Consider the following 19,902-nt stretch of genomic DNA (forward strand, 5'->3'; position numbering starts at 1 on the left):
GTGTAAAAAATGTGTGACATTAACCATATTCGTACTAATCTCACACAATTACTCGCGGATAGAACAAAAAAAGCCCCGCATGATGCGAGGCCTTGGTTTCAATAACTCTCAGAGCTTAGTAGTAATCGCGAATAAGCACTTCTGCAATTTGTACGGCGTTCGTTGCCGCGCCTTTGCGTACGTTGTCTGCAACTACCCACAAGTTAATGCCGCTGTGATGGCTGATATCGTTACGGATTCGACCAACCATAACGTGGTCCTTGCCGCCCGCATCACGAACTTGTGTTGGGAAGTCTTCGCCGTGGAACACTTCAACACCCTCAGTTTGCTCAAGGAGGTTAATCACTTCTTGCGCATCGATTGGCGAGCGAGTTTCAACGTGAACGGCTTCTGCGTGACCGTAAAACACAGGAACACGAACACAAGTCGGGTTTACGGTAATACTTGGATCATTGAAGATTTTTTGCGTTTCCCACACCATTTTCATTTCTTCTTTGGTGTAGCCGTTTTCCATCATCTGATCGATTTGTGGAATACAGTTAAACGCGATCTGCTGTGAAAACTGTTTTGTTTCCGCTGGCAGACCATTAAGCAACTTGGCTGTTTGACCTGCTAATTCATCAATACCCGCTTTACCTGCACCAGAAACAGATTGGTAAGTTGAAACGTTGATGCGCTCAATACCTACTGCGTCATGGATTGGTTTTAGTGCTACCAACATTTGAATGGTAGAGCAGTTAGGGTTCGCAATGATGTTACGGTTACGGAACTCTACAATGGCTTCCGGGTTTACTTCTGGAACTACCAATGGAATATCGTACTCGTAACGGAAGTGTGACGTGTTATCGATAACAATCACACCTTCATCAGCGGCAATTGGCGCCCACTTTTCTGATAGATCGCCACCAGCAGAGAATAAACCGATGTGTGCTTGTGACCAGTCAAACTCTTCTACGTTTTGTACGCGTATGGTTTTACCATTAAAGCGGTAAGTCTTGCCTTCACTGCGCTCACTCGCCAAAAGGTACAGTTCACCTACTGGGAATTTGCGTTCTTGAAGCACTTCTAAAATTGTTTCACCGACCGCACCGGTCGCGCCTAAAATGGCAACATTATATTGTTGGCTCATTGACTTACCTCAATCTGAAAACCTAGTTCTGCTAATGGGGCAAGATTGCAAGATTCATTACCCATTAGAGTGACAGCGCTGTATTCACGGCGATCCCAGTAATTTTTACGCATCAGGTCAAAAGCACCTGGCTTACCGATTTCGCGACGGAAAAGAGCGTCATCTTTACGCACATCATAGATTAACTGCGTGATGTTATGCAGTGTTGCTTCATCCCATGCTCTGTCCAACATCATGGTTGGCACTGGCGCGGTTGGCAATAAATCGCTGGCATGCGCACGTAATTCGTTATTTAAGAACTCACAGTAGCTATTGAAAATCATTGTTGTACCGCGAGCTTTCCCTTCCAGACCATAGCCTGCAACGTGAGGGGTGGCGAATGCTAGCAGAGGCAGAAGCTCCATATCAACCTCTGGCTCAAATTCAAATACATCCAGAGCCGCAGTGAAGCCATCATTTTTCTGTAATCGACGCTTTAATGCGCTGTTGTCAACAATTGGACCTCGCGCGGCATTGATAAGAATTTGATCTGCACGTAGACCGTTTAATACCGCTTCATCAAACATATGATGGGTTGGGTACTTGCCTGCTTTGGTAATTGGCGTATGCACGGTGATGATGTCTGATGTTTCAATCAGCTCTTCAAGCGGCGTAAAGCTACGCGGGTCACCCTCTTCCTGCTTGAACGGATCGTTAAGCAGCACTTTGATGCCCATGCCTTTTAAGCATTTTTCCAAGTAGCTGCCAACCTGCCCAGCGCCGATAATCCCGACGGTTTTATCAAAGACAGAGAAGCCTTGTTGCTGCGCCAATACCATCATTACGCTGAACGCATATTCTGCAACACCAACTTTGTTACAGCCCGGCGCTGCCGTAAAGAAAATGCCTTTTTCTTTTAGAAGTGATTGATCAACATGATCCATACCTGCAGTCGCGGTACCAACAAATTTAAGTTTGTTTGCTTTACTGATCAGCTCCGCATTGACCTTGGTAACAGAGCGAATCATAAGTGCATCAACATCAATCAGATCATCAGCCGTTAGTGAACGGCCCGGTTTTAGAATCACTTCACCGATTTGGCTGAATAGTTCTTCAGCGTACGGCATATTTTCATCAACAATAATTTTCATAGCGCCAGCGTTTTAAGGTCCATTTTTAAAAATTGCAGTGATTGTGCCTTTTTCCCGAGAAATCTCAAGAAATATACCCAAATGACTTCCAGCCCCTGTCGAAGGAGAGCGTAAGTTTGTCGCAGCTCATCAATGGATAGTTACGCGGTAAAACATTTTTGCATAGAAACGTTCCAGTCTCGCAAATACCTCTAACTAGGTTGAGCATTATCATCAACATTTATAGGAATCAGGTTGAGTATTTGTTTGTCGCTGTTGACCACCCGTGGTCTTATTTACCATTGCCCGAATAAACTTAACTCCCCGATAAACGGGCAAAAATAGATAATGATGGGCAATGGCAAATGGGCCTATCTGACTTTTTTTGAGAGAGTACTCGCAGAACATCTGTCGCTCCACCACATATTAATCAGACTCGAATAAATTAGTTGAAACATCGTTTCGGAATGTTTGTTTAAGCATCGTTGCTAACCCGTTCCTTGGCGAACACGGATAACCCGTGACTGTTCTTTCGACGTGAAATAAATAATAAAGGTGCCCTGTGAAAAATACTGCCCTACCCCTTTTTGTTACCCAAGTTGCAGCAAGTGTTGCGCTTGCAATCTCCTTTTCCAGTCAAGCGGCCACATACAATGAAGCGCCACAATTAGCTGAATTAGTTAACTCCGGAACGCTGCCTGCAGTGGAAAAACGCCTACCGGAAAACCCGTTGGTCGTTGAACCGATTGAATCTATCGGCCAATACGGTGGAGAGTTACGACTGCTGGGTCTGAAGAAAGACAATGGCCATCGTATGCGTATGCTTAAATACGACAACCTGTTCAACTTCAACCGCACTTACACCGGCATTGAACCAAACTTAGCCACTGGCTACACGGTCAACAAAGATTTGACCGAATACACCATTACCCTGCGCAAAGGTATGAAGTGGTCTGACGGTCACCCATTTACCGCTGAAGACATCGCATTTTATATCGATCTGATGAACCGTGACGACTGGTCTGGTAACCGTCCGTTTTTTGCCCGTAATGTAGGCGACGCCAAAGCAGAAGTGATCAACACCAACACGATTAAGTTCACTCTGTCGAAACCAGACGGTATGTTCATCCGTAAGCTGGCCAACACCGACGGCTCCAACATCGTTCAGTTCCCTAAACATTATTGCCAACAGTTCCTGCCTGAATTCAACAATAACGCCGAAGCAAACGCCAAAGCAGCGGGATTTGATAGCTGGCAGCAGTACTTCCAGACCAAGTGCCGCGCTCACTACTTCTTTGAGCACTACACCAACCCTGAGCGCCCAACCGTTAACGCCTGGAAAGTGAAAGTTCCGCCAGGTCCAAAAACACAGTATGCCGTATGGGAGCGAAATCCTTACTACTGGATGGTAGATACAGCGGGCAACCAACTGCCTTATCTGGATAGTATTTATTTCTCCTATTCTGAGAATAAAGAAGAAATGGTGTTGCGCGCTGCTGCAGGTGAGACTGATTTCCAAACCCGCCATATCGGCCTGAGCACCTATCGCCCTATGTTGATGGATAATCAAGAAAAAGGTGGCTACAAATACGACTTCCGTCCTAGCACTAGGATGAACGCTTTAGTCTTACCTCTTAACCAAACTCATAGAGATCCGATTAAACGAGAGCTATTTAGCAATAAAGATTTCCGTATTGCCCTGTCTCATGCCATCGATCGTGATGGGATCAGTGAAACCATTTACTCAGGTGTAGTAAAGGCTTATCAGGCGGCACCAGCCGAAGGCTCTGCTTTCTACGATGAAGAGTTCGCAACGCAATTTACCAAGTATGACCCAGATAAAGCCAATAAGATGCTGGACGCCATCGGTTTGAACAAACGTGACGAACAAGGCTATCGTTTGGATAAAACTGGTGAACGTCTGCGTATTGAAGCCTTGATGGATCAATCTCACGTAGGCGAGCGCACCGACATCCTTGAGTTAGTTAAAAATGACTGGCGAGAAGTGGGTATATTTTTAGATATTCGCATTGTTGAAGGTTCATTTATGCAGACACAGCGCCTCGACAACAACTTCGATTTACTACCGCCTCCAGGCGATGGTGGTATCGGTGTACTGGACTCTTTCGCCGCTTATGCAGTGCAAAACCCAGCGTCTATCTGGGGCATTGGTTACTACTACTGGATGTCAGACAAAAACCACGCAACAGCAGTTGAGCCACCGGCGCATGTGAAAAAGCAAATCGAGCTGTATCGCAAAATGGGGGAAACCGCATCTCAGGAAGAGCAAAACAAACTGATGAAAGAAATCCTCCAGATCTCCAAAGAACACTTCTACACCATCGGTACAGTGTCATCTTTGGATGAGGGTGTGGTCATCAAGCATGGCGTACATAATGCCGATACACAAGTACCAGACTCTTATTCCATCGCTTCTCCAGGCCCAATGCGCACCGCGCAACTGTGGAAAGAAGCCGATAAGTAGATTGGCAGCAATGCCTAATGCAGTTCAGTTACCAACCGAAATGAGGTCTTAACCGATCTGCTAAGCGCTTCAAAATCCCGTGTCAATTTAGATTGTCGCGGGATTTTTTATAACATTTTTCGAAGTACTTACACGCACCTCACTTAATCGTCTCACCAATGCAATTTGAACAGCTGCCAGCTCGTTATATCAAGGATTAAACCACCTCGCCAGTCGGTCTATATCTTACCGAAAAGACAAAACAGAATAAGGGAAGAGCGAAACTAGGTGCAAAACATTCAGCCACTTGCTCAGGGGAATATAGTGTCTAAACGAATAATGTCTAAACGAATAGTGCGTAAGCGAAGTTCGCTTTGGTTAGCAAAACTCTATGATTCGTTTATGAGGAGAGATCGGTAGTTGGATGTTGGAAGAGACTGCAATCACATCGCGATGCGAATTAGTATAAAGGCGGTGCTCATTGTGATTTACAACGAACACCGCCCCAAGTTTTGCAACAAAAGCCGACGACAATTAACTGCTCTGGGTAACGGTTTAACTTTCACTAGCTCAGACCTGCAAGGTCAACTGTCAAACTTTTACCTATACCTATAAAGTCAATAGGCAACAAGGCTTTACCCATAGCCTTGTTATAAAAACCCACCAGCTATTAAGTAGCAACCCTATGATTACTTAAGTAGAACTTCAACAACGGTATCCTTTTCTTCAGGCAATGGATATCCGGCGGTTACTTTCTTATCGAAAAAGAAAAATGCATTTTCATTGTACTCATGCAGGTTCCAAAAAAAGCTCTCTTCTATCTCTGAACCATCTTTAAGCAATCTCATTCGGTCAATTTTATTTGCCATATTAGGTAAACATACCGCACCAATTTGTTCTTCCATCACATGGGCGTATAACTTATTGCCTTTTCTTGTGAAGCGTCCCCATTCCGGCTTTGGTAGCTCTGCATAGCCACACCCATAGATACTTTCACCATTGTCAGCTAACCATTCGCCCACTTCCTCTAAAATCGCTACGGACTTCTTCGGGATTCTTCCTTTGGCATCTGGCCCTACATTTAAAATCAAATTACCATTTTTGCTGACACATTCGACCAATGTACGCACAACTAACTTAGCTGATTTATAGTGATTGTCATGTGCATGATACCCCCAATGCCTATTAAGAGTTATGCACGCTTCCCATGGTATATGATTCCCTGCTTCATCTCTTATTCCTTCTGGTGGAATCATTTGTTCTGGCGAATCGAAATCTCCTGAGTACGGGGTTGGATTAAGAGTTCTTATTGAACCTGCCGTTTCTCCACTGCCTTCCAATCGGTTGTCAATAACCACATGTGGCTGAAGCTTTCTCACCATCTCAATGAGCTTTGATGCTTTCCATTTCTCACCATTCATATCATCATATGAAAAATCAAACCACATAATATCTAGATGACCATAGTTGGTGAGAAGCTCTTCTATCTGATTGTGCATATACCCTAGGTAATTATCAAAATCATGGTCCGTACCTTTATAATCTTCACACTGTCTCATTGGATGATGTGTATCTCCAAAATGTGGATAATCCGGGTGTCGCCAGTCTATAAGTGAAAAATACAACCCAACTTTGATACCTTCATCTCTGAAAGCTTGTAAGAACTCTTGAACCAAATCTCTTTTACAAGGTGTGTTGGTAGATTTGAAATCAGTATATTTAGAATCATATAGACAAAAGCCATCATGATGCTTAGCCGTTAATACGGCGTATTTCATGCCTGCTTTTTTTGCTAACTTTGCCCATTCTTTAGGGTTGTATTCCTTGGCATCAAACTCATCGAAATATTTATCGTAGTCCTCTTTTGGCATGTGCTCATTACTTCTTACCCACTCACCTCTTGCTGGAATCGCATAGAGCCCCCAATGAATAAACATCCCGAATCTCGCCTCGCAGTACCACTGCGTGCGCTCGGTTCTTTCTTTTATAACTAAATTTTCCATAAGTATTTACCTAATTACTTTTCTATAGCGATATATCGTTTTATTCGCGGCAAAACAAACACCTGCGCTTAATGCGCCAAAGGCTGCATAAGGTATGCGAGGAATATCGTTGCCGGATCTGGCAGCGATCACGTAATGAATGACGGGAAAGTCCTTGTTCAGAGTGGAAATAGCGGCACAGTGGATGACATGGTTACACCTCCGGCAATTCACCTTCAGATAGGTAAGACTTGCCGCATATATTAGCTACTGCTAAACCGGCGCAAGCAAAACGTAACAACTTGGATTCAACGTTTTCAGTAACGGAGATATCGTCCGTTTCGTTCTATCTCTTCTTATTTCTGCTTTCTTTATTTGTTTTATGTCAGCGAGCTTATCCATCAATAACCAAAACCTGGTTTTTCTTTAGTCGCTGCCGTAACTTACTGTTTACTCGGCTATCACTGATAAAGATATCTATCTCTGTGGCGTCACAAATCTTGATCAGCCCCTTTTTGCCTATTTTGCTCGTATCGGCAAGCAGTACCACCTGAGCCGCACAACCCAGCATGCGGCGTTTGATAGAGGCATTCAGTTCGTTAGACTCCCAGACGGCTCCGTTTTCATCGACCCCGCTGCAGGACAGTAGAACCACATCCAGATTCAAACGGGACAACGCCTGTTCGGCAATGGGGCCGTGAAAGGCAGAGTATTTGACGGAAAAACTGCCTCCAGTCACAATGACGGACACCTGTTCTTTTGTTGTCATACTTTGCATTATGCCAGTGGAGTTGGTTACCAAAGTACAAGCTATATCAGGCATCAGCCGGGCAACGTGCAGACAGGTAGAGCTGGCATCCATTCCAATGACGCTTCTCTCGATAAGGTAGTGCTGTGCATGCTTTGCCATTACATGCTTAGCTTGTGCGTTTAACTTCTGTCGTGAGGAGAATGTCTGGCCTATGTCACGAGTCTGCAGGCTGACTGCACCACCATGAGTACGACATAACAGGCTGTGTTTTGCTAATGTATTCAGATCGCGGCGTATGGTCTCAACAGAGACGCCATAATCGACAGCTAACTCCTCAACCTTAACCTCACCTTGCTTTCGGACTTGATCAACAATGTAATTTTGTCTGTTGTTCATGCTCTAAACATCACTTAATGAAACATCATTTCAATAAAGCAAATGTTAAATTGAAAATTGTAGGCACTGCACCCGTTCAAACTGTTTGTGCGATTAATATCACGCAAGTTCGGGCAAAGTGGGCGTTTTGGTTGAAGGATGACAATGAGTTGATGACCGATTTAAAAAAGGTAACGGTTGAAGCGGGCATTAACGTGCATTAGATAAGAGCGTATTTACATCAACAAACCAAAGTTAGCGTGAGAAAGCTCGCATCTAACTGCACCTGACTCTGCTGGAACCGATAAAACAATTATTATGAAAAGGTATTTCATAAAATTAGACAGGTGTATCATGACCAAGCCCACAGCAGGTGAACTGACAGGAACAAGCAGCCAGGCTAACAGCCAGTTGGACAATCGCAATGCCTTTACTGGCGTCAGTAAGCAAGGGCTGAACCGCTGGAAAAAAAATACCTTTGGCATGTTTATCCACTGGGGGCTTTATTGCCACCGGGATCTGGCCGGGTATTATCAGGGACAATACTACGACATCATTAGCGAATGGCTGCCCCACTTTGCCCGTATTCCTATGCGGGACTACAAAGAATACGCTTCTGACTTTAACCCTAGCGAATTTGATGCCGACCAGGTAACGGCGTTAGCCAAATCAGCCGGGATGAATTATATGGTGGTCACAGCTAAGCATCACGACGGGTTTGCCATGTATCACAGCCCATCACATCCTTTCAACATCACAGATGCCACACCGTTTCAACGCGATCCAGTCGCGGAACTCAGTCAAAGCTGTCGTCATAAGGACTTGGATTTTGGCCTATATTATTCGCATGTGATCGACTGGGAGAACGAAAACGCGGTGTCAAAAGCCCCCAATGACTGGGACTTCAACCCAGACCAAGCCAATTATCAGGAATACTGGAATAAGAAGTGCATGCCTCAGGTTAATGAGTTGCTTGAGCAGTACGGAGATCTATGTTCGCTGTGGTTTGATATGGGGGGCTTTGATGTACAAGAAGAAGCTGACCACGTACGTCGGATCGGCGAACTGATGGCATTAATCCGGAAAAAACAGCCTGATGCGGTGGTTAACAGCCGAGTTACGGCACCGGAGTGTGAGTACCAGTTGGATTGGGATATCAAAACCGGTCACGACAACTACATGGAGCCACTTTATATCAAGCCATATTACTGGGAAGGCATTGCTACCAGTAATGACAACTGGGGCTATAGCCGCAATGACAATAATACTAAGTCCAGTAAGGATCTGATAAACCAGCTGTGTTCCGTAGTTAGCCGGGGCGGGAACTTTCTGCTCAATATAACCCTGGATCATAACGGGCGTATTCCACAGTCCCTTGTGAGATTACTTAGCGAGATAGGCCAATGGATGCAGGTGAATCAGGAAGCGGTGATCGATACAGAAGCTACCCCGCTGCAGACCGGTTTCAATTGGGGCGTGGTAACACATAGACCAGCCACCAATAAACTGTATCTGCATGTGCAGCGTCAGCCAGAGCAAAACGTTATCTGCTTACATAGTCTCAACAATCGAATCAAACAGGTGCGATTGCTTGATCACCAAATCAAAGGCCATGTTTCCTATTTGCAGAAAACACATACCGATACGGGCATTACGGCCAGCACCCTCAACCTGCAATTCGAGCACAATTATGATCGGATGCCTCTGGTGATCGAGCTGGAGTATGACGGTGAGCTGGACATCAACCCTATCATCCATCAGGACCGACTGGCCAAAGTGCGCCTGGACACGCTCAATATCGCTCACTTTGATCCTGAAAAACTCACTTACCGCTGGACCTTCCAAGTTGAGCGCCCGGGCCGGTTCGCCTTAGATCTGGTTTCTTTGGAAACCATGCATCATAAAGACCCTCAATGGGTGCACAACGGTAAAACTGGTCGCATAAGCTGTGCGGATCAGTCCTGGGAGTTTGAGCTAAACCTCGACAAAACAGACGCCAACGATGCCCAGGTACCGTGGAAGAACGTTCACAGTCGCTTGGGCGAGCTGCATTTTCCTCAAGCCGGTGAATATACACTGGAGATAAGCGAGTTGCCGCTGGCTATCGATCAGTCTGAAAAATATGGTCAGGATTACATTAATCTTGAATATCTGCAGTTGGGCCCTCGCTTGGCGTGAGCCTAGGATTTCTAATATTACCAATCTGGAAAATTAACTGTTCAGGGAACAGGGTTCGATAAACAAACTCTATTTGCCATGGATGGCAAATCGAAGCCCCATGGATGGGTTCATGCGTGTTTGTATTCGATGCCTGTTTCTATAATCAAGTATGACCACTTTCTTACTTAGGTTGGTATAATTCGGTGAGGTGTGACTCTTATTACACAAAATAAAAAGCCCGGCATTAAGCCGGGCAAAGTTCCAGAACAAAAGGATCTTATCCCGCTCTCCTTGGGATAAAGTCTGCGTCTGTTCGACCAGTTAAACTGATCAAGCTCTGGAAACTGGTTTGTTGGGACACATCTTCGTCTGACGAAAGGCCCCAACAATTTCGATTAGCAGTGTACTGACTAACCTTGGTATTTCTTGATAACTAGCGTTGCGTTAGTACCGCCAAAGCCAAAGCTGTTTGACATTACCGTATCGATCTCAGCATCACGAGCTTCAGTTACGATATCCAGACCTTTCGCAGCTTCATCCAAGTTTTCAATGTTGATGCTTGGAGCAATGAAGTTGTTGTCTAGCATTAGCGTCGAGTAGATTGCTTCGTGAACACCAGCCGCACCTAGTGCGTGACCAGTCATCGCTTTTGTCGCAGAGATTGCAGGGCTGTTTTCACCAAATAGCTCTTGAATCGCACCTAGCTCTTTCACATCACCTACAGGCGTAGAAGTACCGTGTGTGTTGATGTAATCGATGTGGTCAACGCCTTGCATTGCCATCTTCATACAACGAACAGCACCTTCACCTGATGGCGCTACCATGTCGTAGCCATCAGAAGTCGCACCGTAACCTACGATCTCACCGTAGATTTTCGCGCCACGTGCTAGTGCATGCTCTAGTTCTTCGATAACCAGCATACCGCCACCACCAGAGATAACGAAACCGTCACGGTCAGCATCGTACGTACGAGATGCTTTTTCTGGAGTGTCGTTGTACTTGGTAGAAAGTGCGCCCATCGCATCAAACATCATAGTTTGAGACCAATCTAGCTCTTCACCACCACCCGCAAATACGATGTCCTGTTTACCAAGCTGGATTAGCTCCATAGCGTGGCCGATACAGTGTGCAGACGTTGCACAAGCTGAACTCATTGTGTAGTTCACACCGCGAATTTTAAACGGTGTCGCAAGACACGCAGAAACAGTAGAAGACATGGTACGTGGAACCATGTATGGACCAATACGCTTCACGCCTTTCTCACGCATCGTATCTGTCGCTAGTGTTTGGTTTAACGCAGAAGCACCACCAGAACCAGCAACAATACCAGTACGATCGTTTGAAACTTGATCGTCAGATAGGCCAGCGTCTTCAATTGCCTGCTGCATTGATAGGTATGCATAAGCAGCCGCATCACCCATAAAGCGCATCTGTTTACGGTCGATGTGTTCCGCTGGGTTAATTTTCAGATCACCCCATACTTGCGAACGAAGACCGTGTTCTTTGAACTGCTCAGATGCAGTGATGCCAGATTTGCCCGCTTTAAGAGACGCTAGAACTTCTTCGACGTTGTTACCGATACTTGAAACAATACCCATACCGGTGATTACGACTCGTTTCATTATGACATTCCTATAATTCAAAAATCCGCTAGATAATAACTAAGATAGTCAACAAAAGTGGTCAGCTTTCCTATAAATTCGTACAATCGTCCTATTGTTACCGTGCCAAATCACAAAATTACGACCAATATGACTTCAATAAAAAACGCAGAACTGGGTTGGAACGAATCTGGTACGCCAGTTTCTGACCAATTTGATGATGTTTACTTCTCTAACGTAAACGGTCTTGAAGAGACACGCTACGTTTTCCTCAAAAAAAATCATCTCCCAGAAAGATGGCAGGAGTTTGACCAAAGACGCTTTGTCATTGGTGAAACCGGATTTGGCACTGGATTAAACTTCCTAGCGGTATGGCAGTGGTTTAACGAGTTTCATCGTGAAAACCCTGAGGCAACATTAAAAGAGCTGCATTTTGTCAGTTTCGAAAAGTATCCTCTGAGTCAGGCGGATCTAATAAAAGCCCATCAAGCCTGGCCAGAGTTAGCAGATTATGCCGCGAAACTTCAAAAACACTACCCAGCAGCAGTACCAGAGTGCCATCGAATCGTATTAGAAGATGGCGCAATCACCCTCGACCTGTGGTTTGGTGATATCAAAGACTGCATGCCACAAGTACCTTATGGTGAATCAGGCTTGATCGACGCTTGGTTCCTGGATGGTTTTGCACCTAGTAAAAACCCAGAGATGTGGAATCAGAATCTGTTCAACGGTATGGCAAAACTGGCCAAGCAAGATTGTACTGTCGCGACCTTTACTGCAGCAGGTTTTGTGCGTCGTGGCTTGATTGAAGCAGGCTTTACCATGGCCAAAGTAAAAGGCTTTGGTACCAAGCGCGAAATGATCGCCGGCACAATGGAACAGCGTCAAACACACTCAAATCACTTACCCTGGTTTAACCGAACAGCGGCAAGCCATTCTGACTCAATTGCCATTATTGGTGGTGGCATAGCAAGCGCAGCCCTGGCAAAAACATTAAGCCGTCGTGGTCAAAACGTCACACTGTATTGTAAAGATGTTCGACCAGCAGAAGGGGCATCGGGTAACCGACAAGGCGCCGTTTATCCACTGCTTAATGGCCCTCACACTGGTGTGTCGCGTGTGTTTGCTCCTGCCTTTCTGTTCGCTCGTCAGTTTATTGAGCAAACGGCGGAAGAAATCAGTTTTGACCATGAGTGGTGTGGCGTCACCCAATTGATGTGGGATGAAAAGTCCACAGCTAAGTTAGAAAGGATATTAGAAGGCAACTTCACGCCCGAGCTCATTCAGAAACTTTCAACAGAAGAAACGGCTGAAGCTATTGGCTTGCCTATCGATATGCCTTCAGTGCACTACCCTTTGGGTGGTTGGCTTTGTCCTGCCGAATTAACTCGTGGGCTGATCGCTCAGCTTGAAAAAAATGACAATTTCGAAGCCAAGCTTGAACACAAAATCGACGCGCTCACTTGGAATGAAGAAAGTCAAAGCTGGGTACTAACATCGAATGGTCAAACCTTTGAACACTCAGCCGTCGTGATTGCCAATGGCCATGAGTTCCAAACGTTGAGCCAAACCGCGGATCTGCCTATGGGACAAGTCAAAGGTCAGGTAAGCCACGCGCCAGCAACAGAAACGCTTTCTAAGCTGAAATCGGTGCTTTGCTACGATGGCTACATGACGCCTGTTAACCCAAATAATCAGCAGCTCTGCATTGGCGCAAGTTACGATCGCAGCCATTTGGATTACGAGTTTGATGCCGAAGCGCAACGCGACAATGCTGACAAGCTCGTCAAGTGTGTGCCAAATCAGACATGGACCAACGAGGTCGACATAACAGGAAACTTATCACGCCAAGGCATTCGCTGTGTGAGTCGCGACCACCTGCCATTTATTGGTAATGTGAGTAATTTTGAGTCAGTTAAAACACAATACGCAAACTTGCAAAACCTGAAGGAAGAGGAAGTTGAAGCAATTCATCAGTTCCCTAACCTATTCTGCTTTTTAGGTCTGGGTTCTCGCGGATTGAGCTCTGCACCACTGATGGCTGAACTGCTGGCTTCACAAATTTGTGGCGACCCTCTGCCACTGCCTGTAGAAGTGTTAGCTGAATTGCATCCAAGTCGGATGTGGGTTCGTAAGCTGCGCAAAGGTAAGGCGATTACTGAACTTTAGTTAAGTTTTGGCAGAAACAAAAAGCGTGGTCAGGGAGCTTGTAACAACGATGCGTTATTAGAGGCATCCAGACCACACTAAACTCAAAGGAATGACTGTGCTTAGAGATAGGTGGGGGCTCTTACCATTCACTAAACACGAGTATCATTCCCGAGAAATAATAACTGTGGAAGTAAATCCTGGCTGGGTTACGCCAATTGAGCGACTGCTTGTTGTACTTGCTCAGCGATTTCTGCATTTAGACTTGCACCGGTTTCTACGTCAAAATTCTCGTAGAAGTTTGGCACTGACACAGACGCCTTAACATCTGCACCAAAGAACTGAGCAGAACCTGTTGCCGCTGCCAATACGCTTTGTGCGCCACCAGGGCCTGGAGATGTAGCTAGATAAACAACTGGCTTGTTTTGGAATACATTACGTTCAATACGCGTCGCCCAGTCAAACAAGTTTTTGTACGCTGCAGCGTAAGAACCGTTGTGTTCAGCAAAAGAAACCACGATTGCATCCGCTTGTTCTAGCTCTCTTAAGAAGGCAATCGCACCCTCTGCCTGGCCGATCTCTTTCTCTGTATCTTCACTAAACATTGGAACTTGATAGTTGTTTAGGTCCAATACATTCACTTGCGCGCCTTCAACTTGATTGGCTGCGTAAGTAGCAAGTACTTTGTTGATTGATGTTGAGCTGGTAGAAGCAGCAAATGCGACAATTTTCATGGTTGTATCCTTTTGTTCACTCTTTATGCCATCAGAATAAAAGTTAAACAGTTTGCCAACAACCACAAAAATTTTACGGAGAGATTCAAATTTTTCGAAATAGTACGTAGGCCTACTTCGAAACTATTAGAAATGGGGTAGGAATAATTAAGCTTGAGCCTGTAGCTCTTGCCATAGATCGCTAACAATAATGCGATCGGATGGACTTAGCTCTGTACGAGCTTCATCTAAACTGTTGGCGATGCGAGCTTTCAGCTCTTCAATATCATTGATGCCTTCGTCTTCACACGATGCAGCAGATAAAGAGATGTGACCACGCAGATAACCACCAGCAAACAGCTCGTCATCTGATGCTGTTTCAATTCGAGCATCAATCAGTTCCAGTAGTTTTTCTTCAAATTCAATAATCATGGAGTATCTCTGAGGTTATTTAACGATAAAGTCAGACGCTTCCAGCGGCTTAGTTTGGTAAAAAGAGCGTAGCGCTTCAGACAGCATTTTCACTCGTTGCGGCAATCCCGTCTCCAGAATACCTAACACTTCGTTATGCACTTTACGCATAAAACCAAGCCTATCTGGTTCAAAATCGCCGTGTAGATTGTCACAACTGACAGTAAAAGGGAAGCCAGCACTTTTAGACAGTATCCACTCGTATGCCTGAGGGCGAACTTCTACTTTCTCAAACTCAGCCTGAACCTCAGCCGTTCGGCCATCCGGCTCGTACCAATAACCAAAATCCTCCAACAAACGACGCTCAGGGCCAGCTACACACCAATGCGAGATTTCATGAAGTGCAGACGCATAGAAACCACGAGCAAAAATAATCCGGTGGTGAGGTTGCTCTTCATCAGCAGGAAGGTAGATAGGTTCATCTCCACCCAGCTCTAGTTTCGTGTTAAAAGGTTCTAGAAATGTGTCGTTAAATAGGGTGATAAGGTCTTGATAGTCGTGGGTCATCATCGATTCTGTATTTTATACGGACTTACGCTGCGCATTGTCGCTGTTTTTATCCAGCTCGTAAAGCCACACAACAGGTTTGGTTATTAGCTGGATTAATCTGAAACCTTACTTCTCGATACAATTTCTCATTCGTCACAGATCACATTTCCCACTACACTCTCGCAATATTTTATGCTCTCAGATGAGTAGAGCGTATTGATAGGTTTGAGGCACTTTCCCATCGCTTCAAGCCTGGTTGTATTTGATGTTGAGTGTCCCTTATGCTGCTAAGTGTGTTGTATGTCATTGGTATCACGGCTGAAGCCATGACTGGTGCGTTAAGTGCCGGACGAAGAAAAATGGACTGGTTTGGAGTTATGTTGGTCGCGAGTGCCACTGCCATCGGTGGCGGCACCGTCCGTGATATCTTATTAGGGCACTATCCGCTCGGCTGGGTAAAAAACCCGGAGTTTCTCGCCATCACTTGCCTTGCTGGGATTTTAACAACAGGGCTAGCGAAATGGGTGATCAAATTAAAAGGTCTGTTTATTCGTCTCGATGCGCTAGGCTTGATCGTCTTTAGTATCATCGGCACTAAAATCGCACTGGATATGGGGCTGCACCCTGGTATCTGTATGGTGTCTGCATTAGTGACTGGTGTATTTGGCGGACTACTTCGTGATCTGATTTGTCGTCAGACTCCATTAGTACTGCATGAAGAGCTCTACGCATCCGTAGCCTTAATCGCTTCTGGGCTGTACTTAGCATTATTAGAATTTAATGTGCCGGACGTCACGGCCACTATCGTAACGCTGGTGGTTGGCTATGTGTTACGTATGGCAGCGGTTCGATTTAAATGGCGTTTGCCATCTTTCCATTTGGAAACCGAAAGCTCACTTCATTAAACATGCAAAACAAAAAAAGGTTGCCAATAAGGCAACCTTTTTTGTATTCAAAACAATGGTTAAATCTTTGGCGTCTCTGTCGTCACACCAAAGTTCTGACCACGGTGACGAAGCAAGTGATCCATCACAACAATCGCCAGCATTGCTTCAGCAATAGGTACCGCGCGGATACCAACACATGGGTCATGACGACCTTTAGTGATCAGCTGAGTTGGCTCACCTTCTTTGGTGATCGTGTCACCCGGAACCGTGATGCTTGAGGTTGGCTTAAGCGCAATATTTGCCACAATATCCTGGCCAGTAGAAATACCACCAAGAATACCGCCAGCATGGTTACTGCCAAAACCTTGTGGAGAAAGCGTATCACGGTGCTGGCTTCCGCGTTGGTTCACAACATCAAAACCATCACCCACTTCAACACCTTTCACCGCGTTAATGCTCATCAGCGCATGCGCAATATCTGCATCTAAACGATCAAAGACTGGCTCACCAAGACCGACAGGCACATTGGTTGCGACAACCTGAATCTTCGCACCAATTGAGTCGCCTTCTTTTTTCAGGTCACGGATAAGCTGGTCAAACGCTTCAACTTTATCAACATCCGGACAGAAGAACGCGTTGTTTTCGATTTCATCCCAATCCACTTTGTCGATAGACACATCACCCATTTGTGATAGGTAAGCGCGGATTTCTACGCCGAATTCGTCCTTCAGGTATTTTTTCGCAATCGCACCTGCCGCAACACGCATTGCCGTTTCACGAGCTGACGAACGGCCGCCACCACGATAATCACGAATGCCGTATTTTTGATGGTAAGTGTAATCTGCGTGCCCTGGACGGAATTTATCTTTGATCTCAGAATAATCTTTCGAGCGTTGATCGGTGTTCTCAATCAACAGACCGATTGATGTACCCGTTGTTTTACCCTCGAACACACCTGAAAGAATTTTAACTTCATCCGGCTCACGACGCTGTGTAGTGTAACGTGATGTGCCAGGACGACGACGGTCCAGATCGACTTGCAGATCTGCTTCTGTAATTTCTAACCCCGGCGGGCACCCGTCTACGATACATCCCAGTGCGATACCGTGACTTTCCCCGAATGTCGTCACTCGGAAATGTTGTCCGATACTGTTTCCTGCCATTACTTCCTCAAGTTATTGTCGCCACGCCTTCTCAAATCGAGGCGCAACTGCTTATCAATTCTTCGTGGATTCATAGTGGCTCTATTACGTTTTGATGTAAAGAGTAAATATTCACTTAATCTTGATGAATTCCGCATAAAAAAACACCGAGCACTAGGCTCGGTGTTGTAGAAAATGATGGGTATGGCTATTAGTCTTTGTACAGTTTGAACTCTTCTGCACATTCCACTAGTTGATCACGAGTCAGCATGAATACACCGTGGCCGCCATTTTCAAATTCAATCCAGGTAAATGGAATCTGTGGGTATTGATCCATCATATGAATCATAGAGTTACCCACTTCACAAATCAGGATACCGTTGTCTGTCAGATAATCCGGTGCATTAGCCAAAATACGACGAACCAGTTTCAGACCATCCGTACCCGCAGCCAGGCCAAGCTCTGGCTCATGCGTGAACTCGTCTGGCAGGCTGTTCATGTCTTCTTCGTCTACGTACGGTGGATTTGACACGATAAGGTTGTATTTCTCTTTTGGTAAGTCACGGAACAAATCCGAACGCATTGGGAATACTTGCTGTTCCATGCCGTGATCCTGAACGTTTTGCTCAGCCACTTGCAGTGCATCCGTCGAGATATCGATAGCATCAACTTCTGCTTCTGGGAATGCGTGCGCACAAGCAATCGCAATACAGCCACTACCCGTACACATATCCATGATACGAACTGGCTCTTCCACTAACCAAGGTTGGAATTCTGCTTGGATCAGTTCACCAATTGGGGAACGCGGCACAAGTACACGTTCATCCACGAAGAACTCAAGACCGCAGAACCACGCTTTGTTAGTCAGGTATGCGGTAGGTGTGCGATCGTTGATGCGTTTTACTACACGCTCAACAATACGCATGCGCTCGCTGGTTGTCAGGCGAGAGCTCAATACGTGTGGAGGCACATCGATCGGCAAGTATAACGTTGGCAGGATAAGCTGCACGGCTTCATCCCACGCGTTATCAGTACCGTGACCGTAAAACAGGTTCGCAGCATTAAAGCGGCTGACCGTCCAACGAATCATATCTTGAAGGGTATGTAGCTCAGATACCGCTTCTTCTACAAAAATCTTATCCAAAATTGCCTCCGAAAAGCGCTACAATACTGCTAATAAAATTTATTAATGAATTTGTTTACCTAATGAGCAAAAAAGACACCGAACACGATGACGATTTCGCCTTGTTTCAGGAAGCAGTACAGGGCGTAAAAAAGTTGCGACAGGATACCATAATCCAGCAACCAAAAAAAAATACTAAGCAAAAAGAAATCAAACGCTCAAACCGTGAAGCGAGTGATTCAGAATTTTACTTTTCTGATGAGTTTGTCCCTCTTCTCAATGAAGAAGGGCCGACTCGCTATGCACGTGACGACGTTTCCACCTATGAGGTAAAACGTCTGCGTCGCGGTGTTTATGTGCCCGACGTGTTCCTCGACATGCATGGTATGACTCAGCAGGAAGCAAAGCGCGAATTAGGCGCGATGATCGCGTACTGCGTAAAGAACGAAATTCACTGTGCTTGCGTTCAGCACGGGATTGGCAAGCATATCCTCAAACAAAAATCGCCACTGTGGCTGGCTCAACACCCTGATGTGATGGCCTTTCACCAAGCGCCTTTAGAGTTTGGGGGTGACGGTGCGCTGCTCGTCCTTCTCTCGATTCCAGAGAAGTAAAAATTCGTTCAATAACAATCTGTTTTCCATAACAATAAAGGCAGGATATTCCTGCCTTTTGATTAAATTTGGTTCAACGCTTATGGCGTGATATGCCACAACACCTCACCCTGCTGGGTTTGAGGATCGTATTCGACACAAACCAATCCAGATGTCGGGAACATTGGTGGAGCCATGTCTCTCACAAACTCTGCCGTTAAATATCCGACTAGCGGTAAATGCGAAACAAACAGCAACGACTCAAGCTTTTCAACTTCAATGAGGGCATTAGCATAGTCGTACACGCATTCAGATTGTCCGTAAGGCGTGATATCTTCAAACGTTTCAATACTTTGGGCCGAAAAGTGTTCGCTGACTTCTTGCCAGGTTTGTTGAGCACGGATGTACGGGCTCACGAGTACTTTGTCGAATTGAGCACAACCTTGTTCTTTGCACGCTCGGGCGACAGCTTGTGACTCATCTCTGCCTCTTTGGGTCAGTTGCCTAGCTGCGTCAGAATCCGCAAAGTGTTCGGCTTCGCCATGACGCATAATGAATATTTTCATGTTATTTCCTATGGATAGCTAACGCTACCAAAAGGTTGACTGCTATCTTTATAAGATATTCGGGGCTAATTTTAATAATGTCGAAACATAAATACTGATATAATTGTCTGTTCATTATACCAATTAGCTTGCCAAAGATAGCGACTTTCTTAACAATCTATTAAAAAAGAATATACTCAGTTCATCACCGCTTTGGCTA

At 45.5% G+C, this 19,902-nt stretch carries 17 protein-coding genes; 6 read left to right on the forward strand and 11 right to left on the reverse strand.

Annotation, left to right across the window (positions count from 1 at the left end; all coding sequences use genetic code 11):
* Window positions 1–115 precede the first annotated feature (115 nt).
* Both VER99_RS10015 and VER99_RS10020 read right to left on the reverse strand, forming a co-directional pair.
* On the reverse strand, window positions 116–1,129 hold the full coding sequence (locus VER99_RS10015) for an aspartate-semialdehyde dehydrogenase (protein WP_020334567.1): 1,014 nt from the start codon (window positions 1,127–1,129) through the stop codon (window positions 116–118).
* Window positions 1,126–2,259: a 4-phosphoerythronate dehydrogenase gene (locus VER99_RS10020; RefSeq protein WP_020334568.1), complete on the reverse strand. Its 1,134-nt coding sequence runs from the start codon at window positions 2,257–2,259 to the stop codon at window positions 1,126–1,128. Before VER99_RS10020 ends, VER99_RS10015 begins: the two co-directional genes overlap by 4 nt.
* 541 nt (window positions 2,260–2,800) lie before the next feature.
* Here VER99_RS10020 and VER99_RS10025 point away from each other — a divergent pair.
* Window positions 2,801–4,723 (forward strand): ABC transporter substrate-binding protein, encoded by a 1,923-nt coding sequence (locus tag VER99_RS10025; RefSeq protein ID WP_020334569.1) that lies wholly within the window; start codon window positions 2,801–2,803, stop codon window positions 4,721–4,723.
* A 668-nt stretch (window positions 4,724–5,391) separates the two neighbouring features.
* Here the strand turns inward: VER99_RS10025 and VER99_RS10030 are convergent.
* A complete protein-coding gene (locus VER99_RS10030; protein ID WP_020334571.1) occupies window positions 5,392–6,705 on the reverse strand; it encodes an alpha-L-fucosidase in 1,314 nt (437 codons plus the stop codon).
* A gap of 373 nt (window positions 6,706–7,078) precedes the next feature.
* Window positions 7,079–7,831, reverse strand: coding sequence for a DeoR/GlpR family DNA-binding transcription regulator (locus VER99_RS10035; RefSeq protein ID WP_020334572.1), 753 nt, complete (start codon window positions 7,829–7,831; stop codon window positions 7,079–7,081).
* 50 nt (window positions 7,832–7,881) lie between these two features.
* Between VER99_RS10035 and VER99_RS10040 the strand changes: the two genes are divergently transcribed.
* Both VER99_RS10040 and VER99_RS10045 read left to right on the forward strand, forming a co-directional pair.
* Window positions 7,882–8,034, forward strand: a complete 153-nt coding sequence (locus VER99_RS10040; protein WP_155521823.1) for a hypothetical protein — start codon at window positions 7,882–7,884, stop codon at window positions 8,032–8,034.
* Window positions 8,035–8,164: 130 nt separating this feature from the next.
* Window positions 8,165–9,988: an alpha-L-fucosidase gene (locus tag VER99_RS10045; protein ID WP_020334574.1), complete on the forward strand. Its 1,824-nt coding sequence runs from the start codon at window positions 8,165–8,167 to the stop codon at window positions 9,986–9,988.
* Window positions 9,989–10,380: 392 nt separating this feature from the next.
* Here VER99_RS10045 and fabB read toward each other — a convergent pair whose 3' ends face one another.
* Complete coding sequence (gene fabB, locus VER99_RS10050) at window positions 10,381–11,592, reverse strand: beta-ketoacyl-ACP synthase I (protein ID WP_014232616.1); 1,212 nt, start codon at window positions 11,590–11,592, stop codon at window positions 10,381–10,383.
* A gap of 129 nt (window positions 11,593–11,721) precedes the next feature.
* On the opposite strand from fabB, the gene mnmC reads away from it, so the two are divergent.
* Window positions 11,722–13,740 (forward strand): bifunctional tRNA (5-methylaminomethyl-2-thiouridine)(34)-methyltransferase MnmD/FAD-dependent 5-carboxymethylaminomethyl-2-thiouridine(34) oxidoreductase MnmC, encoded by a 2,019-nt coding sequence (gene mnmC, locus VER99_RS10055; RefSeq protein WP_020334575.1) that lies wholly within the window; start codon window positions 11,722–11,724, stop codon window positions 13,738–13,740.
* A gap of 188 nt (window positions 13,741–13,928) precedes the next feature.
* Here the strand turns inward: mnmC and VER99_RS10060 are convergent, their stop codons facing one another.
* From VER99_RS10060 to VER99_RS10070, 3 genes are all read right to left on the reverse strand, one after another.
* The gene (locus VER99_RS10060; RefSeq protein ID WP_020334576.1) at window positions 13,929–14,453 is read right to left on the reverse strand and encodes an NADPH-dependent FMN reductase; all 525 of its coding nucleotides are present in this window, start codon (window positions 14,451–14,453) and stop codon (window positions 13,929–13,931) included.
* A gap of 147 nt (window positions 14,454–14,600) precedes the next feature.
* The gene (locus VER99_RS10065; RefSeq protein ID WP_014232619.1) at window positions 14,601–14,864 is read right to left on the reverse strand and encodes a YfcL family protein; all 264 of its coding nucleotides are present in this window, start codon (window positions 14,862–14,864) and stop codon (window positions 14,601–14,603) included.
* 15 nt (window positions 14,865–14,879) lie between these two features.
* Entirely contained in the window at window positions 14,880–15,410 is a 531-nt protein-coding gene (locus VER99_RS10070) for an elongation factor P hydroxylase (protein WP_020334577.1), read from the reverse strand.
* Between the two features lie 263 nt (window positions 15,411–15,673).
* Between VER99_RS10070 and VER99_RS10075 the strand changes: the two genes are divergently transcribed.
* Window positions 15,674–16,297 (forward strand): trimeric intracellular cation channel family protein, encoded by a 624-nt coding sequence (locus VER99_RS10075; RefSeq protein WP_014232621.1) that lies wholly within the window; start codon window positions 15,674–15,676, stop codon window positions 16,295–16,297.
* A 59-nt stretch (window positions 16,298–16,356) separates the two neighbouring features.
* Here the strand turns inward: VER99_RS10075 and aroC are convergent, their stop codons facing one another.
* A complete protein-coding gene (aroC, locus tag VER99_RS10080) occupies window positions 16,357–17,442 on the reverse strand; it encodes a chorismate synthase (RefSeq protein WP_014232622.1) in 1,086 nt (361 codons plus the stop codon).
* A 190-nt stretch (window positions 17,443–17,632) separates the two neighbouring features.
* On the reverse strand, window positions 17,633–18,565 hold the full coding sequence (gene prmB / locus VER99_RS10085; RefSeq protein WP_014232623.1) for a 50S ribosomal protein L3 N(5)-glutamine methyltransferase: 933 nt from the start codon (window positions 18,563–18,565) through the stop codon (window positions 17,633–17,635).
* 62 nt (window positions 18,566–18,627) lie between these two features.
* On the opposite strand from prmB, the gene smrB reads away from it, so the two are divergent.
* Window positions 18,628–19,158 carry an endonuclease SmrB gene (gene smrB / locus VER99_RS10090; protein ID WP_014232624.1) on the forward strand — a complete coding sequence of 177 codons (531 nt, stop codon included), beginning with the start codon at window positions 18,628–18,630 and terminating at the stop codon, window positions 19,156–19,158.
* Window positions 19,159–19,238: 80 nt separating this feature from the next.
* Here smrB and sixA read toward each other — a convergent pair whose 3' ends face one another.
* Window positions 19,239–19,703, reverse strand: a complete 465-nt coding sequence (gene sixA / locus VER99_RS10095; RefSeq protein ID WP_014232625.1) for a phosphohistidine phosphatase SixA — start codon at window positions 19,701–19,703, stop codon at window positions 19,239–19,241.
* Window positions 19,704–19,902 lie beyond the last annotated feature (199 nt).

The organism is Vibrio natriegens NBRC 15636 = ATCC 14048 = DSM 759 (assembly GCF_035621455.1).
GTDB classification, from domain to species: Bacteria; Pseudomonadota; Gammaproteobacteria; order Enterobacterales; family Vibrionaceae; genus Vibrio; species Vibrio natriegens.

Excerpts from the sequence above, each read along its gene's own strand:
- VER99_RS10015 (WP_020334567.1), bottom strand. The coding sequence starts at position 1,129 with ATGAGCCAACAATATAATGTTGCCATTTTAGGCGCGACCGGTGCGGTC.
- mnmC (WP_020334575.1), top strand. The coding sequence starts at position 11,722 with ATGACTTCAATAAAAAACGCAGAACTGGGTTGGAACGAATCTGGTACG.
- VER99_RS10070 (WP_020334577.1), bottom strand. The coding sequence starts at position 15,410 with ATGACCCACGACTATCAAGACCTTATCACCCTATTTAACGACACATTT.
- VER99_RS10020 (WP_020334568.1), bottom strand. The coding sequence starts at position 2,259 with ATGAAAATTATTGTTGATGAAAATATGCCGTACGCTGAAGAACTATTC.
- aroC (WP_014232622.1), bottom strand. The coding sequence starts at position 17,442 with ATGGCAGGAAACAGTATCGGACAACATTTCCGAGTGACGACATTCGGG.
- sixA (WP_014232625.1), bottom strand. The coding sequence starts at position 19,703 with ATGAAAATATTCATTATGCGTCATGGCGAAGCCGAACACTTTGCGGAT.
- VER99_RS10065 (WP_014232619.1), bottom strand. The coding sequence starts at position 14,864 with ATGATTATTGAATTTGAAGAAAAACTACTGGAACTGATTGATGCTCGA.
- VER99_RS10035 (WP_020334572.1), bottom strand. The coding sequence starts at position 7,831 with ATGAACAACAGACAAAATTACATTGTTGATCAAGTCCGAAAGCAAGGT.
- smrB (WP_014232624.1), top strand. The coding sequence starts at position 18,628 with ATGAGCAAAAAAGACACCGAACACGATGACGATTTCGCCTTGTTTCAG.
- VER99_RS10060 (WP_020334576.1), bottom strand. The coding sequence starts at position 14,453 with ATGAAAATTGTCGCATTTGCTGCTTCTACCAGCTCAACATCAATCAAC.
- VER99_RS10030 (WP_020334571.1), bottom strand. The coding sequence starts at position 6,705 with ATGGAAAATTTAGTTATAAAAGAAAGAACCGAGCGCACGCAGTGGTAC.
- VER99_RS10075 (WP_014232621.1), top strand. The coding sequence starts at position 15,674 with ATGCTGCTAAGTGTGTTGTATGTCATTGGTATCACGGCTGAAGCCATG.
- fabB (WP_014232616.1), bottom strand. The coding sequence starts at position 11,592 with ATGAAACGAGTCGTAATCACCGGTATGGGTATTGTTTCAAGTATCGGT.
- VER99_RS10045 (WP_020334574.1), top strand. The coding sequence starts at position 8,165 with ATGACCAAGCCCACAGCAGGTGAACTGACAGGAACAAGCAGCCAGGCT.